General features: G+C 62.4%; 21 protein-coding genes. 10 read left to right on the top strand and 11 right to left on the bottom strand.

Annotated features, from left to right (window positions below):
* Nucleotides 1-38 precede the first annotated feature (38 nt).
* On the top strand, nucleotides 39-1064 hold the full coding sequence (locus GRI32_RS02900; protein WP_160589646.1) for an aspartate-semialdehyde dehydrogenase: 1026 nt from the start codon (nucleotides 39-41) through the stop codon (nucleotides 1062-1064).
* A gap of 48 nt (nucleotides 1065-1112) precedes the next feature.
* On the opposite strand, the gene GRI32_RS02895 is transcribed toward GRI32_RS02900, so the two are convergent.
* Both GRI32_RS02895 and GRI32_RS02890 read right to left on the bottom strand, forming a co-directional pair.
* A complete protein-coding gene (locus tag GRI32_RS02895; protein WP_160589645.1) occupies nucleotides 1113-2690 on the bottom strand; it encodes an MDR family MFS transporter in 1578 nt (525 codons plus the stop codon).
* Between the two features lie 2 nt (nucleotides 2691-2692).
* Nucleotides 2693-3763, bottom strand: a complete 1071-nt coding sequence (locus tag GRI32_RS02890; RefSeq protein ID WP_160589644.1) for an HlyD family secretion protein — start codon at nucleotides 3761-3763, stop codon at nucleotides 2693-2695.
* Between the two features lie 83 nt (nucleotides 3764-3846).
* Between GRI32_RS02890 and GRI32_RS02885 the strand changes: the two genes are divergently transcribed.
* Nucleotides 3847-4614 (top strand): alpha/beta fold hydrolase, encoded by a 768-nt coding sequence (locus GRI32_RS02885; RefSeq protein WP_160589643.1) that lies wholly within the window; start codon nucleotides 3847-3849, stop codon nucleotides 4612-4614.
* 125 nt (nucleotides 4615-4739) lie between these two features.
* Complete coding sequence (locus GRI32_RS02880) at nucleotides 4740-5720, top strand: Vgb family protein (protein ID WP_237437356.1); 981 nt, start codon at nucleotides 4740-4742, stop codon at nucleotides 5718-5720.
* Between the two features lie 88 nt (nucleotides 5721-5808).
* Here GRI32_RS02880 and rplI read toward each other — a convergent pair whose 3' ends face one another.
* Genes rplI through rpsF form a run of 3 tightly spaced genes read right to left on the bottom strand, consistent with a single transcriptional unit; the run spans nucleotide 5809 to nucleotide 7044 of the window.
* On the bottom strand, nucleotides 5809-6441 hold the full coding sequence (gene rplI / locus GRI32_RS02875) for a 50S ribosomal protein L9 (protein ID WP_160589642.1): 633 nt from the start codon (nucleotides 6439-6441) through the stop codon (nucleotides 5809-5811).
* A gap of 13 nt (nucleotides 6442-6454) precedes the next feature.
* Complete coding sequence (gene rpsR, locus GRI32_RS02870) at nucleotides 6455-6679, bottom strand: 30S ribosomal protein S18 (RefSeq protein WP_160589641.1); 225 nt, start codon at nucleotides 6677-6679, stop codon at nucleotides 6455-6457.
* Nucleotides 6679-7044 carry a 30S ribosomal protein S6 gene (gene rpsF / locus GRI32_RS02865; RefSeq protein WP_160589640.1) on the bottom strand — a complete coding sequence of 122 codons (366 nt, stop codon included), beginning with the start codon at nucleotides 7042-7044 and terminating at the stop codon, nucleotides 6679-6681. The genes rpsR and rpsF overlap by 1 nt, the downstream gene beginning before the upstream one ends.
* Nucleotides 7045-7245: 201 nt before the next feature.
* Between rpsF and GRI32_RS02860 the strand changes: the two genes are divergently transcribed.
* Both GRI32_RS02860 and GRI32_RS02855 read left to right on the top strand, forming a co-directional pair.
* A complete protein-coding gene (locus tag GRI32_RS02860; RefSeq protein WP_160589639.1) occupies nucleotides 7246-7773 on the top strand; it encodes a DUF3237 family protein in 528 nt (175 codons plus the stop codon).
* Between the two features lie 113 nt (nucleotides 7774-7886).
* Complete coding sequence (locus GRI32_RS02855) at nucleotides 7887-8825, top strand: DUF808 domain-containing protein (protein WP_160589638.1); 939 nt, start codon at nucleotides 7887-7889, stop codon at nucleotides 8823-8825.
* 10 nt (nucleotides 8826-8835) lie between these two features.
* Here GRI32_RS02855 and GRI32_RS02850 read toward each other — a convergent pair whose 3' ends face one another.
* From GRI32_RS02850 to GRI32_RS02840, 3 genes are all read right to left on the bottom strand, one after another.
* A complete protein-coding gene (locus GRI32_RS02850) occupies nucleotides 8836-9135 on the bottom strand; it encodes a hypothetical protein (RefSeq protein ID WP_160589637.1) in 300 nt (99 codons plus the stop codon).
* A gap of 80 nt (nucleotides 9136-9215) precedes the next feature.
* A complete protein-coding gene (locus GRI32_RS02845; RefSeq protein ID WP_160589636.1) occupies nucleotides 9216-9539 on the bottom strand; it encodes a hypothetical protein in 324 nt (107 codons plus the stop codon).
* A 74-nt stretch (nucleotides 9540-9613) separates the two neighbouring features.
* A complete protein-coding gene (locus GRI32_RS02840; protein ID WP_160589635.1) occupies nucleotides 9614-11038 on the bottom strand; it encodes a glutamate ligase domain-containing protein in 1425 nt (474 codons plus the stop codon).
* Nucleotides 11039-11095: 57 nt separating this feature from the next.
* Here GRI32_RS02840 and GRI32_RS02835 point away from each other — a divergent pair, with 57 nt between their 5' ends.
* From GRI32_RS02835 to fabG, 3 genes are read left to right on the top strand one after another with little or no spacing between them, the layout of a single operon-like run.
* A complete protein-coding gene (locus GRI32_RS02835) occupies nucleotides 11096-11908 on the top strand; it encodes an LD-carboxypeptidase (RefSeq protein ID WP_160589634.1) in 813 nt (270 codons plus the stop codon).
* A gap of 43 nt (nucleotides 11909-11951) precedes the next feature.
* Nucleotides 11952-12887, top strand: coding sequence for an ACP S-malonyltransferase (gene fabD, locus GRI32_RS02830; RefSeq protein ID WP_160589633.1), 936 nt, complete (start codon nucleotides 11952-11954; stop codon nucleotides 12885-12887).
* Nucleotides 12888-12903: 16 nt separating this feature from the next.
* Complete coding sequence (gene fabG / locus GRI32_RS02825) at nucleotides 12904-13665, top strand: 3-oxoacyl-[acyl-carrier-protein] reductase (RefSeq protein ID WP_160589632.1); 762 nt, start codon at nucleotides 12904-12906, stop codon at nucleotides 13663-13665.
* On the opposite strand, the gene arsH is transcribed toward fabG, so the two are convergent.
* From arsH to GRI32_RS02810, 3 genes are read right to left on the bottom strand one after another with little or no spacing between them, the layout of a single operon-like run.
* Nucleotides 13662-14366 carry an arsenical resistance protein ArsH gene (arsH, locus tag GRI32_RS02820; protein WP_419866756.1) on the bottom strand — a complete coding sequence of 235 codons (705 nt, stop codon included), beginning with the start codon at nucleotides 14364-14366 and terminating at the stop codon, nucleotides 13662-13664. The two genes, fabG and arsH, sit on opposite strands and share 4 nt — an antisense overlap.
* 8 nt (nucleotides 14367-14374) lie before the next feature.
* Nucleotides 14375-14779: an arsenate reductase (glutaredoxin) gene (arsC, locus tag GRI32_RS02815; protein ID WP_160589630.1), complete on the bottom strand. Its 405-nt coding sequence runs from the start codon at nucleotides 14777-14779 to the stop codon at nucleotides 14375-14377.
* Nucleotides 14776-15120: an ArsR/SmtB family transcription factor gene (locus tag GRI32_RS02810; RefSeq protein WP_160589629.1), complete on the bottom strand. Its 345-nt coding sequence runs from the start codon at nucleotides 15118-15120 to the stop codon at nucleotides 14776-14778. The genes arsC and GRI32_RS02810 overlap by 4 nt, the downstream gene beginning before the upstream one ends.
* Before the next feature lie 245 nt (nucleotides 15121-15365).
* Here GRI32_RS02810 and dnaN point away from each other — a divergent pair, with 245 nt between their 5' ends.
* Together dnaN and GRI32_RS02800 are read left to right on the top strand one after the other, a co-directional pair.
* Nucleotides 15366-16493, top strand: a complete 1128-nt coding sequence (gene dnaN, locus GRI32_RS02805) for a DNA polymerase III subunit beta (protein ID WP_160589628.1) — start codon at nucleotides 15366-15368, stop codon at nucleotides 16491-16493.
* Nucleotides 16493-16873 (top strand): hypothetical protein, encoded by a 381-nt coding sequence (locus GRI32_RS02800; RefSeq protein ID WP_160589627.1) that lies wholly within the window; start codon nucleotides 16493-16495, stop codon nucleotides 16871-16873. The genes dnaN and GRI32_RS02800 overlap by 1 nt, the downstream gene beginning before the upstream one ends.
* The last annotated feature ends 16 nt before the right edge of the window (nucleotides 16874-16889 follow it).

The raw sequence follows: 16889 nt of genomic DNA, 5'->3' as shown, positions 1-16889 counted from the left end.
GTTGCTGCCCGCACCTTGAACCAGGACGGAGAACGCGTGTGGGTTATCGTGTGGCAGTGGTTGGAGCGACGGGGAATGTCGGGCGTGAAATGCTCGCAATTCTGGCCGAGCGCGAATTCCCGATGGACGAAGTGGCGGCCGTGGCCAGCCCGCGCAGCCATGGGACGGAAGTTGAGCTGGGTGATACCGGCAAGATGCTCAAGTGCCGCAACATCGAACATTTTGACTGGGCAGGGTGGGATATTGCCCTGTTTGCCGCCGGCTCCGGCCCGGCCAAGGAATATGCCCCCAAGGCGGCGGCTGCGGGCTGCGTGGTGATCGATAACAGCTCGCTCTACCGCATGGACCCCGATGTGCCGCTGATCGTGCCGGAAGTGAACCCGGACGCGATTGACGGCTACAAGAAGCGCAACATCATCGCCAATCCCAACTGCTCCACCGCGCAGATGGTGGTGGCGCTCAAGCCGCTGCATGATTTCGCCACGATCAAGCGCGTGGTCGTGTCCACCTATCAGTCGGTCTCCGGCGCGGGCAAGGCGGGCATGGACGAGCTTTTCGAACAGAGCCGTGCCATCTTCGTGGGTGACAAGATTGAGCCGAGCAAGTTCACCAAGCCGATCGCCTTCAACGTGATTCCGCACATCGATGTTTTCCTGGACGATGGATCGACCAAGGAAGAATGGAAGATGGTGGTGGAAACCAAGAAGATCCTCGATCCCAGGATCAAGGTTCAGGCCACCTGCGTGCGCGTGCCGGTGTTTGTCGGCCATTCCGAATCGATCACCATCGAATTCGAGAAGGAAATCACTGCCGAGCAGGCACAGGATATCCTGCGCGAGGCACCCGGCCTGATGCTGGTCGATAAGCGCGAAGACGGGGGCTACATCACCCCGGTGGAATGCGTCGGCGATGGCGCCACCTACATCAGCCGCGTGCGCGAAGACCCGACCGTGGAGAACGGTATCGCCCTGTGGTGCGTGTCCGACAATCTGCGCAAGGGCGCCGCGCTCAACGCCGTGCAGATCGCCGAATTGCTGGGCCGCAGGCACCTGAAGAAGGGCTGAGCGGCGCAACTGACCGCTCTTCCCGCCGCAACTGGCGGGGAGGGCGGGTCAGCGCCCGTATCGCGGCGATTTGCGCATCAGCAGCACCAGCGGCACGGCGGCCAGGCTGAGCCATTTCATCATCTCGAAATCATTGAGATAGGCGATCATCGCCGCCTGCCTGGTGACTTCCATATCCGCCACGCTCAGCGCCGCCTGGCCATATTGCTGGAAACGGTCGAGCGAGGACAGATCGAGCGCGGTCGACAACTGCGGTGTGACGTGGGCGGCCAGTTGTTCATGGTTGCGCTGAATGCCGCGCGCCAGCAAGGTCATCACCACCGAAATGCCGATTGATGAGCCGACCGAGCGCATCAGGTTGAGCAGGCTCGATCCATCGGTGCGCAGATGCGGGGGCAGGGTGGAAAAGGCCGTGGCGTTGAGCGGGATGAACACCAGCCCGATGCCCAGTCCCTGTACCAGTCCGGTTATGATGAAATGCATGCGGTCCGCCTCCAGCGACCACGCGGCCATCTCATGCAGCGACCATGCGCCTGTCAGGAAGCCCAGCGCCACCAGCCAGCGCGCATCCACCCCGCGCTTCATCAGCAGGCCGGACAATTGCATCGATACCAGCACGCCCACGCCGCGCGGCATCAGCACCAGCCCGGTATCGATCACGTCATAGCCGAACAATTGCTGCAACATCGGCGGCAGCAGCGCCATGGTGGCGAACATCACCACGCCCACCACCACCATGAACACCAGCGCGATGACGAAATTCACATCCGCAAACAGCCGCCGCTCGAACAGCGGATTGCTGGCGGTGGACAGGTGGATCACCGCCACCCATGCGGCGGAAATGGTCAGGCCGGTATAGATCCAGCTCTCCATTGAGGTGAACCAGTCGACCACATTGCCCCGGTCCAGCAGCAATTGCAGCGAGGCCAGTGCCAGACCGATCATGGAAAAGCCGAACAGGTCGAAACGCCGCCGCCGGATGGGCCGGCTGGGCAGTTCGGACAGCAGAATGGCGATGCACACCATGCCCACCGGCACGTTGACGAAGAATACCCAGCGCCAGCTCATCGTCTCGGTCAGATAGCCGCCGAGTACCGGCCCAAGGATCGGGCCGATCATCACCCCCATGCCCCACAGCGCGATGATCTGCGGCTGGCGACTGGGGCGGGTGGTATCGAGCAGCGAGCTTTGGCTGAGCGGAGCGATGAAGGCCCCGCCCACGCCCTGCAAAGCGCGGAACAGCACCATCTCCTCAAGGTTCTGCGCCATCCCGCACAGCATGGAAGCGAGCACGAACAGCGTCACCGAAATCAGGAACAGCCGCCGCGATCCCACCCGGTCGGCCAGCCAGCCGGTGATCGGCATGGCAACGGCGCTGGCGATGATATAGCTGGTCAGCACCCAGCTGATGGTATCGGGGGAGGCGCCCAGCGTGCTCTGCATGTGCGGGATCGCCACATTGGCGATGGTGATATCGAGCACTTGCAGCAGCGATGCCGTCATCACTCCGATGATCAGCAATATGTGATTGCGCACCGGCAGCTGGGCGATGTCTGCGGGCGGCGCTGCTCCTCCTGCCGCACCCGGCTTGCCTGCGCCCGGTCGGCCCTGCGCCGCGCTGGCCAAGCTTACTCGCCTTCTTCGGTGTAGATCGTCACATGGGTGGAAAGGCCCGCGATCAGCGCGCGCGGGCTGGCTTCATCCAGCGCGATGCGGACCGGTACGCGCTGCGTCACCTTTACCCAGTTGCCGGACGCATTCTGTGCCGGAAGGACGGAAAATTCCGAGCCCGTGCCCGCGCCGATGGAGGCCACGTGCCCGCGCAGAACCAGATCGGGATAGGCATCGAAACGTACCTCCGCGCGCTGGCCGGGAGCCATTTGCGCAAGGTCGGTTTCCTTGAAATTCGCCTCCACGTAAGTGCTGTCTTCTGAAATCAGCGTCAGCACCGGCAGGTTGGGCAGCACCTGCTGGCCGGCCTGCAGGCGGTCTGCCTGCGCCACGCGACCGGCGAACGGTGCATGCACCTCGGTCCGGCGCATGTTCAGCTCTGCACTGGCGCGCTGCGCCTGCGCGGCGGCAATGCGCGGGTCGGTGCCGGGAACAGCTGCCCCGCGGGCAAGCCGGGCGCGAGCCTCTGTCTGGCGTGCCTGCGCCTGGCGCATCGCTTCTTCTGCCTGCGCCACCGCATGAGTGGCCGCATCGTAATCGGCGCGCGTGGTAAAGCCGCGCTCCCACAGTGCCTGCTGGCGCTCCAGCTTGCTGCGGGCAAAGGCGATATCCTCCCGCGCGGCGGCAATGTCCACGCCGGTCAGGTCGGTATCGTTCTCCATCGCGGTGACATTGGCCTGCGCCGTGGCAATGGCGGCATCGGCCTGCGCGATCTGCAGCTGGTATGGCTCGGAATCGATGCGGAACAGCACGTCGCCCGCGCCCACCATATCGCCTTCATGCGCCAGCACGTCCACGATCTTGCCGCCCACTTCGCTGCTGACGGCGACCATGTCCTGCTTCACATAGGCGTTGTCCGTGGTGACCTTGCCCTGCAGGCCCAGCCAGTAGAACACGCCCGCGACCAGAATCGCCAGCGGCAGCGCCAGCATCAGGGCAATGCGCAGCGGCCTGATCGAGCGCTTTTGGGGCGCGGCGGCTTGCACGTCGGCATTTTCCTGGGAAATTTGCGGATCAGCTTCCGCCATTGCGTGTTTCCGGCCTATTGTCAGTGTGGTGGGCTACATATGCATATTGGTTTCACTTAACAACCGAAACGAGAAGGAATTGCGTGTCACACATTGCCACCAGCCAGATAGAGAGTTTTGACGGGACCGCGCTCGCCGTCCACCGGCTGGACCCGGACACCGGGGAGGGACGCCCGGTGCTGCTGCTCCACGGCCTGTTCTCCAGCGCGCAGATGAACTGGATCAGGTTCGGCCATGCACAAATGCTGGCCGATGCCGGATTTTCCGCGATCATGCCCGATCTGCGCGCGCATGGGGCCAGCGCCGCGCCGCAAGATGCCGCAGCCTATCCGCCCGATGTGCTGGTGCGCGATGTGCAGGCCCTCGTCGCAGCGCTGGGGCTGGCGGAATATGACCTGGCCGGCTTCTCGCTGGGCGGACGCACCGCGGCGGGCAGCGTGATTGCGGGCCTGCGCCCGCGGCGGCTGGTGCTGGCGGGCATGGGGCTGGAAAGCCTCGACAACTGGCACGCACGCTCCACCTTCTTCATCGATGCGATCGACCGTTTTGACACGGTGCGCAGCGGCGATCCGGCGTTCTTTGCCGTGCAGTTCATGAAGACAATGAAGATTGACCGCGTGGCCGCGCGCCTGCTGCTGCAATCGGTGCAGGACATGGAACGCGCCGATCTTGCATCCATCACCATGCCCACGCTGGTTGTGTGCGGAGAGGATGACCGCGACAACGGTTCACCCGATGCACTGGCGGCGGCTTTACCCGATGCCGTTCTGGTCAAAATACCCGGCGATCACATGGGAAGCGTCACAAAACCGGAACTTGGCCGCGCAATCGTGCGTTCTCTGTCGGATTAGGAAGCATTCTGTCGAAACCCGATGGGTGAACTGAGTGAGGTTAAGCTAGCGCAGATCGCGTGGGACCTTCTCCAGGTGAGAGGAAGCCAGTGAGGATTGCGGCATCAATTGTCTGTCTGGGCCTGTTGGCCGGTTGTTCGGTGCTTGAAGCTGGCGGCGGGCCTGCCGCCTCGTCAGGTGACGTCACCGGCACTCTTTTCGTTGCCAACAAGCGCGGCAACAGCCTTTCGCGCATCGATCTGGCCAGCGGACGGGAAACGGCTGACGTTCCCACCTGTCGCAATCCGCACGAACTTTCGGTCTCACCAGACGGCGCGCATGTTGCGCTCGCCTGCTACGGGGGCAGTTCTCTGGAGATATACAACACCAGCGATCTGCAGCGGGTGGCGCATATTGATCTGGGTGCCGGTGCCCGCCCGCATGCGGTTGTCTGGCATGCAAACGGCATGCTGGTGGCCACCGCCGAAGGGCGCGGATCATTGTTCGTGATCCACCGTCCGCTGTCGGCCCGTCCCGAAGTTGAGGAAATTGGCAAGGGCGGCTCCGGCCCCCATATGGTGGCGGTGGACGAGGCCGGGAAAGTCGCCTGGGGCACGGTTGTCGCTGACGGCAGCGTGATCCGCTATGACCTTGAAACCGGGGAGGAAACCGCCCGCCGGGAGCTGGGCGGAGAGACCGAGGCGGTCGCCCTGTCCAGCGATGGAGAGGATCTGTGGGTCGGCTCCAACATGGATGACAAGGTTTATCGCCTCAATCCCGACACGCTGGAGGTGACGGCGCAGGTATTGACCGGCGCAGTGCCGATCCGCCTTGCCGCTGTGCCGGGCGATGCCGGTCCCGGCACTGACAGCATGGTCACCAGCAATTTTGGCGATGGCGATCTGAGCGTGATTGATGAGGCAAGCGCCACTGTTTCACGCACGATCCTCGTTTCGGGCAAGGAAGAGGCGGTGCAGGTGACGCTGGTGGTGTCCAGCGATGGCGAGCGCATCTATGCCGCCGAAACCGCCCGTGACACGATTGCCGAGATCGATTTTGCCAGCGGAAAAGTGCTGCGCCGCCTGCCCACCGGCACCGGCGGAGACGGGCTGGCGGTGATCGACTGACCGCGACAAGGACTTGTGCCACGAAAAAGGGCGCCATCCCGAAGGATAGCGCCCTTTTTCATTGCTTGTGTGCAAGCGGAGGGTGGGCTCAGCCCAGTTCCTCTTCGCCAGCCTCTGCTTCGCCTTCGGCAGCAGCGTCTTCGTCTTCCGAAGTGGGCAGTTCGCCCAGTTCGCGATCGGGATCGAGTTCTTCGGTGAAGCCTTCGGCCTCGCCGCGCTCATCTTCGTTCATCTGCGAGATGACGTCGATGCCCTGGCTCTGCAGCGCAGCCTCGTCTTCCGAACGGGCCACATTGGCCTTCACGGTGACGTGGACTTCCGGGTGCAGGGCGATGGTCACGTCGAACATGCCCAGCGTCTTGATCGGAGCGCCCATGATGACCTGCTTCTTGTCGATGTCATGGCCCTTTTCGACCAGACCGGCAGCAACGTCACGCACGTTGACCGAACCGTACAGCTGGCCCGAATTGGACGAGGCGCGGATCAGGATGATCTCTTCGCCAGCGACCTTTTCACCAGCCGCTTCGGCATGGGTGCGGCGTTCCGCATTTTCGGCTTCCAGACGGCCACGGTTCGCTTCGAAAACCTGTTTGTTGGCTTCGTTGGCGCGCAGGGCCTTCTTCTGCGGAAGCAGGAAGTTGCGGGCATAGCCGTCACGCACGGAGACGACGTCGCCGATGGTGCCGAGCTTCTCGATACGTTCGAGGAGGATGATTTCCATGGTATAGTCCTCCTTACTTCACGATGTAGGGCAGCAGGCCCAGGTGACGGGCGCGCTTGATCGCCTTGGCCAGTTCGCGCTGCTTCTTGCCGGAAACGGCAGTGATGCGGCTGGGAACGATCTTGCCACGCTCGGACATGAAACCCTGAAGCAGGCGCACATCCTTGTAATCGATCTTGGGGGCATCCTTGGCCGCGAACGGGCAGGACTTGCGGCGACGGAAAAACGGACGAGCCATCAGTTACGCTCCTCACGGTCAGAGCGACGCTTCCGGTCGCGGTCGTTCTTGCGCATCATGACGGAGGGGCCTTCCTCCTCCTCATCCACGGCGATAGTCAGCCAGCGGATGATATCTTCATTGATGCGGTTCTGGCGTTCGAGCTCAGCCACCAGGCTTCCGGGACCCTCAATATTGAGCATCACGAAATGCGCCTTGCGGTTGCGGTCGATCTTGTATGCGAGGCTTTTCAGACCCCATGTTTCGGTCTTGGTGACCTTGCCTGCATTGGCCTCCACGATTTCCGTGGCGGCTGCGGCAAGCGCGTCAACCTGAGCCTGGCTCAGATCCTGACGCGCGAGAAAGACATGCTCGTACAGAGCCATCTTGCGCTTCCTTTCACTACCATGCCGATCGCTGGCTTGTCCGCGCGGATCGCGGGGCCCCTCCGGCTTTCTTTGAGATTTCCACCCGTAAGAGTGGTTTCCACAAGGCCCGTCGGCCCTGTGGAAGCGGCGCTCATAGACAAATTGCGCAGCAATGCAAGCACCGCTAGCGTGCGCGCCACGGTCTTGAGGAGGAAATACATGTTCGGCAAGTACATAAGGGCAGCGGCGCTTTGCCTTTGCGCAGCGTCAGCGACAGCGACAGCGACAGCGACAGGGGCCGCAGCGCAGGATGCTCCCGATCCGGGCCTGGAACTGCTCTACGAATCCACCGTCACGCTGGGCCAGGTCGTGGAAGTGGGGGAAACCGCGCGCGGCACACGGCGGATCATCCCCATCACCGGCGGCACATTCGAAGGGCCGGACATACGCGGAGAGATCCTGCCGATGGGCTGGGACTGGCAGCTCGACCGCGCCGATGGCTGCACCGATGTGGTGGCCGATTATTTCCTGCGCACAGATGATGGCGTGGTGATCAACGTGGTCAACACCGGGACCATCTGCCCGCCGGGAGAAGACGGACCAGTGCCGGTGCGGACCAGCCCGGTGTTCGAGGCGCCTCTGGGGAAATACCAGTATCTGGGGCAGGGCGGCTATATCGGCACGCTGGGCCTGGCGACGGGAGCAGACGGGCCTGCGGTCAGGATCGTGGTCTATCGGGCAAATTGATCCGGCGCGCCAATTGACTTGTCTTGCGCGATAGGCTGGGTACGCCCGCTCCCCTCGCCAGCAGTTCCGGCACAACGCACACAGCGCCCACAACGCAATAGCAAGGAATCCCCATGCCAAGTGGCATCGTAGCTCTTCTTGATGACGTCGCGATCATCGCCCGCGCGGCCGCCGCTTCGATGGACGATATCGGCGTGGCCGCGGGCAAGGCGGGGACCAAGGCCGCTGGCGTGGTGGTGGACGATGCGGCGGTAACCCCCAATTATGTCACCGGCTTCACCCCTGATCGTGAACTGCCGATCATCTGGAAGATCACCCGCGGCAGCCTGATCAACAAATTGCTGATCCTGCTGCCCGGTGCCCTGCTGCTGAGCTATTTCCTGCCGCAGGCGATCATTCCGATCCTGATGATGGGCGGCTGCTACCTGTCATATGAAGGCGCGGAAAAGGTACTGGAGAAGCTGGGCGCGGAAAAACACGGCGAGACACTTGAGGACGATATCGACGATGTGGTGGAGTTCGAAAAGCAGCGCGTTTCAGGCGCCATCCGCACCGATCTGATCCTGTCGGCCGAAATCATGGCCATTACGCTGAGCGAAGTGGCCGATGAGAGCCTGATCACCCGTGCCGGCGTGCTGGCGGTGGTGGGCATTGGCATCACGCTGGTGGTTTATGGCGCAGTGGCGCTGATCGTGAAGATGGATGATGTCGGCCTGCATCTGGCCAGGAAGCCATCGGCAATTGTCCAGTCGATCGGGCGCGGCCTCGTCAATGCCATGCCCAAATTGCTCACCGCACTGGCGTTCATAGGCACGATTGCGATGCTGTGGGTGGGCGGCGGCATTGTGCTGCACGGACTGGAGCAGGTCGGCGTGACGCTGCCGGCGCATTTCGCCCATGATATGCAGCATAGCGTGGAAGTGGTCACAGGTCCGCTGGGCGGCATTCTGGGCTGGGCGACCTATGCCGGGCTGTCAGCCATTTTCGGGCTGGTGCTGGGCGCGGTGATCGTTTTCCTGCTGCACAAGGTGTTGCGGATCGGCGCGCACTAGAGTTCCGGCGTCAGGCGGCATCCCGGCGCAGGCGGCGTTCTTCCACGATCCAGCTGTCCACGTCATTCCAGCAGCGGCCATCGTTGCATTCCACGCGGCCATCGGGATGGATCACGAACCATGTCTCGTCCATCGCGGCGCGCGGATCGATCACCAGCGGGGTCAAAATCCGTTCGGACCCGATCTGCCAGCCAACCACATTGGCCTTCACCAGATCGACCTGGTTGTCATCAAAATAGGCGTGCACCAGATACGTGCCAGGTTCCGCCTGGATCATGCCGATACCGCCCGGGCGATAATTCTTGATCAAGTCCTTGTGCCCCTTCCTGCGTCCCGTGAGGGTAGGGATAGGCGCAAAGTCGTTGCAAAAGTCTTGCCGCCCGCTGCGGCTCAGAGCTTGCGCGCGCCCCAGGACCCATCACCCGCACCCGGAGGCCCGGAATCATACGGCCCGCTCATCGTGCTGCCATTGGGCGCGACGGTGGCCATCCAGCGCGTGCCTTCGGTATCGATGATGGAGAATTTGTTGCCGTTCAGGCTCCAGTTCCCGCTGCGCGTGGGCGCAATATTGCCATCGGTGAAGCGCATGGTGGTGGTGCCGCCTGCGGAAACCACCAGATTGCCTTTCCACTGGCCTGATGCGGGGTAGCTCCAGCCTTCCTGATTGCCATGCGTAACCCAGTTGCCGACCATCGATTGGTTTGTCAGTGCCATGCCATGTCTCCCGTTTGCCGAACCGGGTCAGTGTATGTGGCGGCGGGGCAGGGCGCTTTGACGCCGATCAATGGTTAATCCATCGAATCAAGGAGTTCTCTGGCAAATTCGCTCAACGTATCGTCGCGCGCGCCCATCACCACCACGCGGTCCCCCGGGCGGGCGATTGCCGCGATCCTGGCGGCACAGTCCGCGCGCTCGGCAATATGTTCCGCATAGCCGCCGGCATCGATGATCATCTGCACGATCCGCTCGGTCCCCTGGCTGCGATCCACAGTGCCGCCGAAATAGACCGGATCGCACATGATGGTGATGTCATCATCGCCCAGCTCGGCGGCGAAAGTATGCGCCAGTTCATGGCCCATCTGCCGCAACGGGCCGTAACCATGCGGCTGGAAGAAAGCGATCACGCGGCCATTGTGGCGCTTGAGCGTCCTCAGCGTGGCGCGGCACTTCTCCGGGTTGTGGCCGAAATCGTCGATCACCGTCACGCCGCGCGCACTGGTGCCAACCACATCGAAACGGCGCGCAAGGCCCTTGAAAGTGCTCAGCGCCATTGCCGCATCGTGCACTTCCACCCCTGCCGCAACCGCCCCGGCAATCGCCGCCAGCGCGTTGGAAAGGTTGTGCATGCCGGGCATGGGCAGGCGCAGCGAATGGCCAACATCGGTGCGCCGGTCCACCACCAGCGCGGCTATGCCGTCGGCATCCTCGATAATCGTGCCCGGCTCCACCCCGATCATGGCCTGCGGATGCCTGATGCCGAACGAGATCACATCACTGGCCTTTTCCGAAAGGAAACGCGCCTCGTCATTGTCGAAATTGACTGCCGCCTTGCCCGCAACCTTGACGAAATTGCCGAACAGCATGCGCAGTTCCTCGATGCTCTTGTGGTCGAGGCTGACATTGAGCAGCACCGCGATGGAAGGGCGGTAAAGCGCGATCGATCCGTCGCTTTCATCCACTTCGCTTACAAACGCCTTGCCGTGGCCGATACGCGCGCTGGCAAACGGGTTGGTGGGGGAGATGAAGTTCTTCATCACCGCCCCGTTCATGATCGTGGGATCAGTGCCCGCCTGGTACAGGATCCAGCCCAGCATGCCGGTGACCGTGCTCTTGCCGCTGGTGCCGCCCACCGCCAGCGACAGCGGGGCGGCGTTGAACAGGCGGGACAGCAGTTCTGCCCGGGTCAGCCGTTCGCAGCCCAGCATCTGCGCGCGTGCCACTTCGGGCACGGTGTCTTCAATCGCGGCAGAGGCCACCAGAACCTGCTGCGGGGAAGTGATGCCGCTGCCATCCTGCGCAAACAGCTCCACCCCCTGTTGTGCCAGCCAGGCGAACTTCTCCGGCGTGCGCCCCTGATCGTAACTGCGATCGGAGCCGGCCACATCGCAGCCCAGGCCTTTGACGATCATCGCCAGCGGCAGCATTCCCGATCCTCCGATGCCGCAGAAGAAGAACGGTCGGGACAGGAGCGGGATAGAGGCGAAGCTGTTCATTGCCCCTCACCTATTCGGGGAGTGGCGCTTTGTGAAGCGGATGTTAGGAAAGGCCTCATGACACTTCGAATTGCCCTTTGCTGTCCGGGAAAACCGATCTTGCGAGAGCGCGCAGACGCCGTGCTGGACCTGGCCCGGCGCGAGTATCCCGGCGCGGAGCTGCACTTCCATCCGCAGTGCTTTGAAGAATCGGGACATTTCGCCGGGGACGACGGCGTGCGGCTGGCCGGTTTCCTAGATTGTGCCAACGATCCGGGCACCGATGCGGTGTGGTTCGCGATGGGTGGATATGGCTCCAACCGCATCGTCGGCGATGCGCTGGCGGGGCTGGCCGATTGCGCGGATGACAAGACATTCCTTGGCTATTCGGACTGCGGCACGATTCTGGGTGCATTGTACAAGCATGGAATCGGCAGGCCGGTGCATGGTCCGCTGGCAGGCGATATCCGCCGGGCGGGCGGCGCAGATGCGGTGCGCCGCGTGCTGGATTACCTGTCGGGCGAGGATTCGGGGCTGGAGCCGGACATCGATGACCAGCCGGTGGCCGCCTTCAACCTGATGTCGCTGGCAATGCTGGTGGGCACCGATTTCATGCCCGACCTGACCGGCCACGTGGTGCTTGTGGAGGAAGTGGCCGAGCATCTGTATGCCGTTGACCGCCTGTTCTTCCACGTCACCCAGCACCTGCGCGGCATTGCCGGGATCAGGCTGGGGCGCGTGTCCGAGGTGCCCGAAAATGATCGCCCGTTCGGCTTTGATGAGGAGCAGATTGCGCAATATTGGTGCGAAAAGGCCGGCATCGCCTATCTTGGCCGCGCCGACATCGGCCACGATGCTGCCAACAGGATTGTCCCCTTCGGCCTTGCCTGATCGCACAGCCCGCAATATCCGGCGCGCCACAGAGGAGCTTCACATGATCGCATTTTTATTTCCCGGACAGGGCAGCCAGAAAGTGGGCATGGGCACACAACTGGCTGAAGCCAGCGCCGCTGCGCGCGAAGTGTTCCAGGAAGTGGATGATGCGCTTTCGCAAAAGCTTTTCGCCATCATGAAGAATGGACCCGAAGACCAGCTGACGCTGACCGAGAACGCGCAGCCCGCCATCATGGCCCATTCCATCGCCATTGCCCGTGTGATGGAGCACGAATTCGGCGTGAAGCTGGCGCAGAAGGGCGAAGCCGTCGCCGGTCACTCGCTGGGCGAATATAGCGCGCTGGCCGCCGTGGGTGCGTTCAGCCTCGCCGATACCGCCCGCCTGCTCAAGCTGCGCGGACAGGCGATGCAGGCCGCCGTGCCGGTGGGTGTGGGCAGCATGTGCGCCCTGCTCGGTGCCGATCTGGAGAAAGCCACCGCGCTGGCAGAAGCCGCTGCGCAGGGCGAAGTGTGCGAAGTCGCCAATGACAATGACCCGGGGCAGGTCGTGCTGTCCGGCCACACCGGCGCGATTGAGCGCGCGGTGGAAATGGCCAGGGAGTTTGGCTGCAAGCGCGCCGTGCCGCTGCCGGTATCGGCGCCCTTCCATTGCTCGCTGATGCAGCCTGCGGCGGATGCGATGGCGCAGGCGCTGGCCGCCACGCCGCCCGCGCCAATGCTGCTGCCGGTCTATTCCAACTTTACCGCCACGCTCACCAGCGATCCGGCAACCGAGCTGGACCTGCTGGTCAGGCAGGTGACCGGCCGCGTACGCTGGCGCGAAAGCATCATGGCGATGGGCGATGCGGGCATCACCCATTTCGTGGAAGTGGGCGGCAAGGTGGTTGGCCCGATGGTGCGCAAGATTCTGCCCGACAGCACGCAGACCAGCCTGATTTCGATGGAAGACATCGAAGCACTGGCCAAAGACATTTGATCGCGGAGATTTGACGATGTTCGACCTTACCGGAATGAATGCCCTTGTAACCGGCGCCAGTGGCGGGATCGGTTCGGCCATTGCCCGCGCTCTTGCCGCGCAGGGCGCGCGCATCGCGCTGTCAGGCTCCAACGGCAGCAAGCTGCGCGCCTTTCGCGAGGAGCTGAACGATCAGTTTGAGCACGATCAGGGCGATCATGTGGAGATCACCTGCGACCTTTCGAACAAGGTGCAGGTGGAGGAACTGATCCCCGCCGCGATCGATACGCTGGGCAGTCTCGATATCCTCGTCAACAACGCCGGCATCACGCGCGACAACCTCGCCATGCGGATGAAGGATGAGGAGTGGGACCAGGTGATCTCGCTCAACCTGGAAAGCACCTTCCGCCTGATGCGCGCCGCCGCCCGCCCGATGATGAAGGCCCGCTTCGGCCGCGTCATCACCATCACCAGCGTGGTGGGCGCCACCGGCAATCCGGGCCAGATGAACTACGCCGCCGCCAAGGCCGGCATCACCGGCATGACCAAGAGCTTTGCGCAGGAAGTGGCCAGCCGCGGCATCACCGCCAATTGCGTGGCTCCCGGCTTCATCCGCACGCCGATGACCGACGTCCTGCCCGATACCGTCAAGGAAGCGCTCAACGCCCGCATCCCGATGGGACGCATGGGCGAGGGCGAGGATATCGGCAGCGCCGTGGCCTTCCTGGCCAGCAAGGAAGCAGGCTACATCACCGGCCAGACGTTGCACGTGAACGGCGGCATGGCGATGATCAGCTAGGCTGAAGCCTGGTTGACCCTTGCCGAAACAGCCTCGGCGCTTTCCACCCGTTCGGAATAGCGATCGGTCAGGTAATCCGCGCGGCCACGCGTCAGCAGGGTGAACTTCATCAGTTCTTCCATCACGTCCACCATGCGGTTGTAATAGGGCGATGGCTTCATCCGGTCATCGTCATCGAATTCAAGGAAGGCCTTGGCAACCGAGGACTGGTTGGGAATGACAATCATCCGCATCCACCGGCCCAGAATGCGCATCTGGTTGAGTGTGTTGAAGCTCTGGGATCCGCCGCACACCTGCATCAGCGCAAGGGTGCGGCCCTGTGTGGGGCGAAAGCCGCCAATGGGGGCCAGCGGCAACCAGTCAATCTGGGTTTTCATAAGCCCCGTCATCGCACCGTGACGTTCAGGCGAACACCAGACCTGCGCCTCTGACCACAGGGACAATTCGCGCAATTCCTGCACCTTGTGATGGTTCTCGGATGCGTCATCCACCAGAGGCAGCCCGGCGGGATCGAATATGCGCACCTGTGCCCCGAAATTGCGCAGCACACGCGCCGCCTCCTGCGTCAGCAGCCGGGAAAATGACCGTTCCCGCATGGAGCCATACAGCATCAATATGCGCGGAGCATGATCGGGCTCCCCCGCCAGTGTCAGACGTGCAGCATCGATAGGGTGCAGACTGTCAGCATCGATATTTGGCATGTCATGCGTCATGGCGCCGTGATTGCCTCGCCATCTTCCTTGGTGAATTCTGTCCCCGAAGGCGTCCCCAACAAGGCAAAAACCGTTTCGGATGGACGGCACAGGGCCACGCCTGCAGGGCTGCACACAATCGGGCGATTGACCAGAACCGGATGCTCCACCATCGCCTCAAGGAAGGTGTCCTCATCCACTTCCGGATCCAGCAGTCCCAGCTCCTGCGCAGGCGATTTGCTTGTGCGCAGCGCCTCCCTGGCAGTCAGGTCGGCAGCGGCAAACAGGCCCAGCAATTGCGCGCGCGTCCATCCCGTCTTGAGATATTCGATCACCGTGGGTTCTGCGCCCGACTGGCGGATAATCTCCAGCACGTTGCGCGATGTGCCGCAGTCCGGGTTGTGGTAGATTACAATGCTCATCGTTGGTCCTCGGATACGGATGCAAGGCTGGCCACCAGCGGATTGCACAGGGCGCTGTCACCGCCGCAGCAATCCTCCAGCAGGAAGCGCAGCAGATCGGATATGGCCGGAATATTCGCAAAGTAGCGGACCGATCTGCCTTGCCGCTCATTCCTGATCAGTCCGGCATTCAGCAGGATCGCCAGATTGGCAGACATGGTATTCTGCCGCACGCCCATCTGCTCGCCGATTTCACCTGACAGCAGGCCCTTCGGCCCAGCCTTTATCAATCGCCGAAACACCTGCAGCCGGGTTTCCTGGCTGAGCGCGGCAAACATGGCGGTCGGGTTTATCGAATCCATATATCATGAATACTTGATATATGGGAGAGCGGTCAATCCTGTTCTTTTCGCGTGCGCGCCTGAGGGCAATTGCGCGTGCGACCGAAACCAGAAACACGCTTTTATCCCCAAGGAATCAGCCTTAACGTCGTTCAATCCTTGCCCCCTTTGGCTCCCCCGTTAAGACTGTCCGCATCATTTCCGGCGCTTTTGGGCGATTCCGGTCCCCTCCGGACAGCCAGCGCGCGAATAGGGGTTAGTACGCAATGAAGGCCACCATCGAACGCGCGAAGTTGCTGCGCTGTTTGTCCCACGTGCAATCCGTGGTGGAACGGCGCAACACGATCCCGATCCTGTCCAACGTGCTGATCGAAGCGTCGTCAGACGGTACGGTAAAGATCATGGCGACCGATCTCGACCTGCAGGTCATCGAAAGCCTCGATGCCGCATCGGTGGAAGATGCCGGATCGATCACCGTTTCGGCCCACCTGCTGTTCGACATTGCCCGCAAGCTGCCCGATGGATCGCAGGTCAGTCTGGAAACGGCGGAAAACCGCATGGTGGTGAAGGCCGGACGCGCACGCTTCCAGTTGCCCACTCTGCCGCGCGATGATTTTCCGGTAATCGTGGAAGGCGACCTGCCGACCAGTTTCGAAATTCCCGCCAGCCTGCTGGCCGAACTGATCGACCGCACGCGCTTTGCCATCTCGACCGAGGAAACGCGCTATTACCTCAACGGCATTTTCCTGCATGTCGCCGAAGATGACAAGCCGGTGCTGAAGGCTGCCGCTACCGATGGCCACCGCCTGGCGCGCTTCACCATCGATCGCCCCGAAGGCGCAGAGGGGATGCCCGACGTGATCGTGCCGCGCAAAGCCGTGGCCGAATTGCGCAAGCTGCTGGAAGAGGCGCAGGACGGCAATGTGCTGGTGGACCTGTCCGCCTCCAAGATCCGCTTCACGCTGGGCGGGGAGGGCGGCGTTGTCCTCACCAGCAAGCTGATCGACGGCACTTTCCCCGATTACAGCCGCGTTATTCCCACCGGCAATGACAAGCTGCTGCGCGTCGATCCCAAGGCATTTTTCGCCGGTGTCGACCGTGTGGCCACCATCGCCACGGAAAAGACCCGCGCGGTGAAGATGGGGCTGGAAACGGACAAGGTCACCCTGTCCGTCACCAGCCCGGACAACGGCAATGCGGCTGAAGAAGTGCCCGCCGATTACAAGTCCGAGCCGATGGAAATCGGCTTCAACGCCAATTACCTCAAGGACATCCTCAACCAGATCGACAGCGATGTGGTGGAACTCCACCTCGCCGACGCCGGAGCGCCCACGCTGATCCGCAAGGATGAAAACAGCCCGGCGCTCTACGTTCTTATGCCGATGCGCGTGTGATGATGCGCAAGCTGGCATTCGCGGGCGCTGCACTGGCAATGCTGCCGGGGGCGGCGATGGCGCAGGACGTGGCTCTTGACCCGATCGAGGCCAAGCAATGTGCCGTCTGGGCATCGATGTTCAGCACGCAATTCGAAGACGAGGAAACGCGGCAGGCATTCATCTACGCGGTCAATTATTTCGTCGGCTATTACGAAGGCACAACCGGACAGGGTATCGGTGACCTTGAAGATGAAGAGTCGATTGCCGCAGTCGAAACCCGGTTTGCGGATTTTTCACAGATTTGCGGTGCCCACATGCAAGGCTTCGGCACACGCATGAGCGCGTGGGGCGAGTGGTTGAGCCAGTTCGGCAGCGAGACGGCGCAAGACGCGAAATAGCGCCGGAAGCCTCGAT

Source organism: Alteraurantiacibacter aestuarii, assembly GCF_009827405.1.
In the GTDB taxonomy this organism is placed as follows: Bacteria; Pseudomonadota; Alphaproteobacteria; order Sphingomonadales; family Sphingomonadaceae; genus Alteraurantiacibacter; species Alteraurantiacibacter aestuarii.
The sequence above is the reverse complement of the archived record's forward strand: the minus strand, read 5'-3'. Positions and strand labels throughout refer to the sequence as shown.

Coding starts and splice junctions, on each gene's coding strand:
- arsH (WP_419866756.1), bottom strand. CDS start 14,366: ATGCCAAATATCGATGCTGACAGTCTGCACCCTATCGATGCTGCACGT.
- GRI32_RS02890 (WP_160589644.1), bottom strand. CDS start 3,763: ATGGCGGAAGCTGATCCGCAAATTTCCCAGGAAAATGCCGACGTGCAA.
- dnaN (WP_160589628.1), top strand. CDS start 15,366: ATGAAGGCCACCATCGAACGCGCGAAGTTGCTGCGCTGTTTGTCCCAC.
- GRI32_RS02800 (WP_160589627.1), top strand. CDS start 16,493: ATGATGCGCAAGCTGGCATTCGCGGGCGCTGCACTGGCAATGCTGCCG.
- GRI32_RS02855 (WP_160589638.1), top strand. CDS start 7,887: ATGCCAAGTGGCATCGTAGCTCTTCTTGATGACGTCGCGATCATCGCC.
- fabG (WP_160589632.1), top strand. CDS start 12,904: ATGTTCGACCTTACCGGAATGAATGCCCTTGTAACCGGCGCCAGTGGC.
- GRI32_RS02845 (WP_160589636.1), bottom strand. CDS start 9,539: ATGGCACTGACAAACCAATCGATGGTCGGCAACTGGGTTACGCATGGC.
- arsC (WP_160589630.1), bottom strand. CDS start 14,779: ATGAGCATTGTAATCTACCACAACCCGGACTGCGGCACATCGCGCAAC.
- GRI32_RS02860 (WP_160589639.1), top strand. CDS start 7,246: ATGTTCGGCAAGTACATAAGGGCAGCGGCGCTTTGCCTTTGCGCAGCG.
- GRI32_RS02835 (WP_160589634.1), top strand. CDS start 11,096: ATGACACTTCGAATTGCCCTTTGCTGTCCGGGAAAACCGATCTTGCGA.
- fabD (WP_160589633.1), top strand. CDS start 11,952: ATGATCGCATTTTTATTTCCCGGACAGGGCAGCCAGAAAGTGGGCATG.
- rpsF (WP_160589640.1), bottom strand. CDS start 7,044: ATGGCTCTGTACGAGCATGTCTTTCTCGCGCGTCAGGATCTGAGCCAG.
- rplI (WP_160589642.1), bottom strand. CDS start 6,441: ATGGAAATCATCCTCCTCGAACGTATCGAGAAGCTCGGCACCATCGGC.
- rpsR (WP_160589641.1), bottom strand. CDS start 6,679: ATGGCTCGTCCGTTTTTCCGTCGCCGCAAGTCCTGCCCGTTCGCGGCC.
- GRI32_RS02840 (WP_160589635.1), bottom strand. CDS start 11,038: ATGAACAGCTTCGCCTCTATCCCGCTCCTGTCCCGACCGTTCTTCTTC.
- GRI32_RS02810 (WP_160589629.1), bottom strand. CDS start 15,120: ATGGATTCGATAAACCCGACCGCCATGTTTGCCGCGCTCAGCCAGGAA.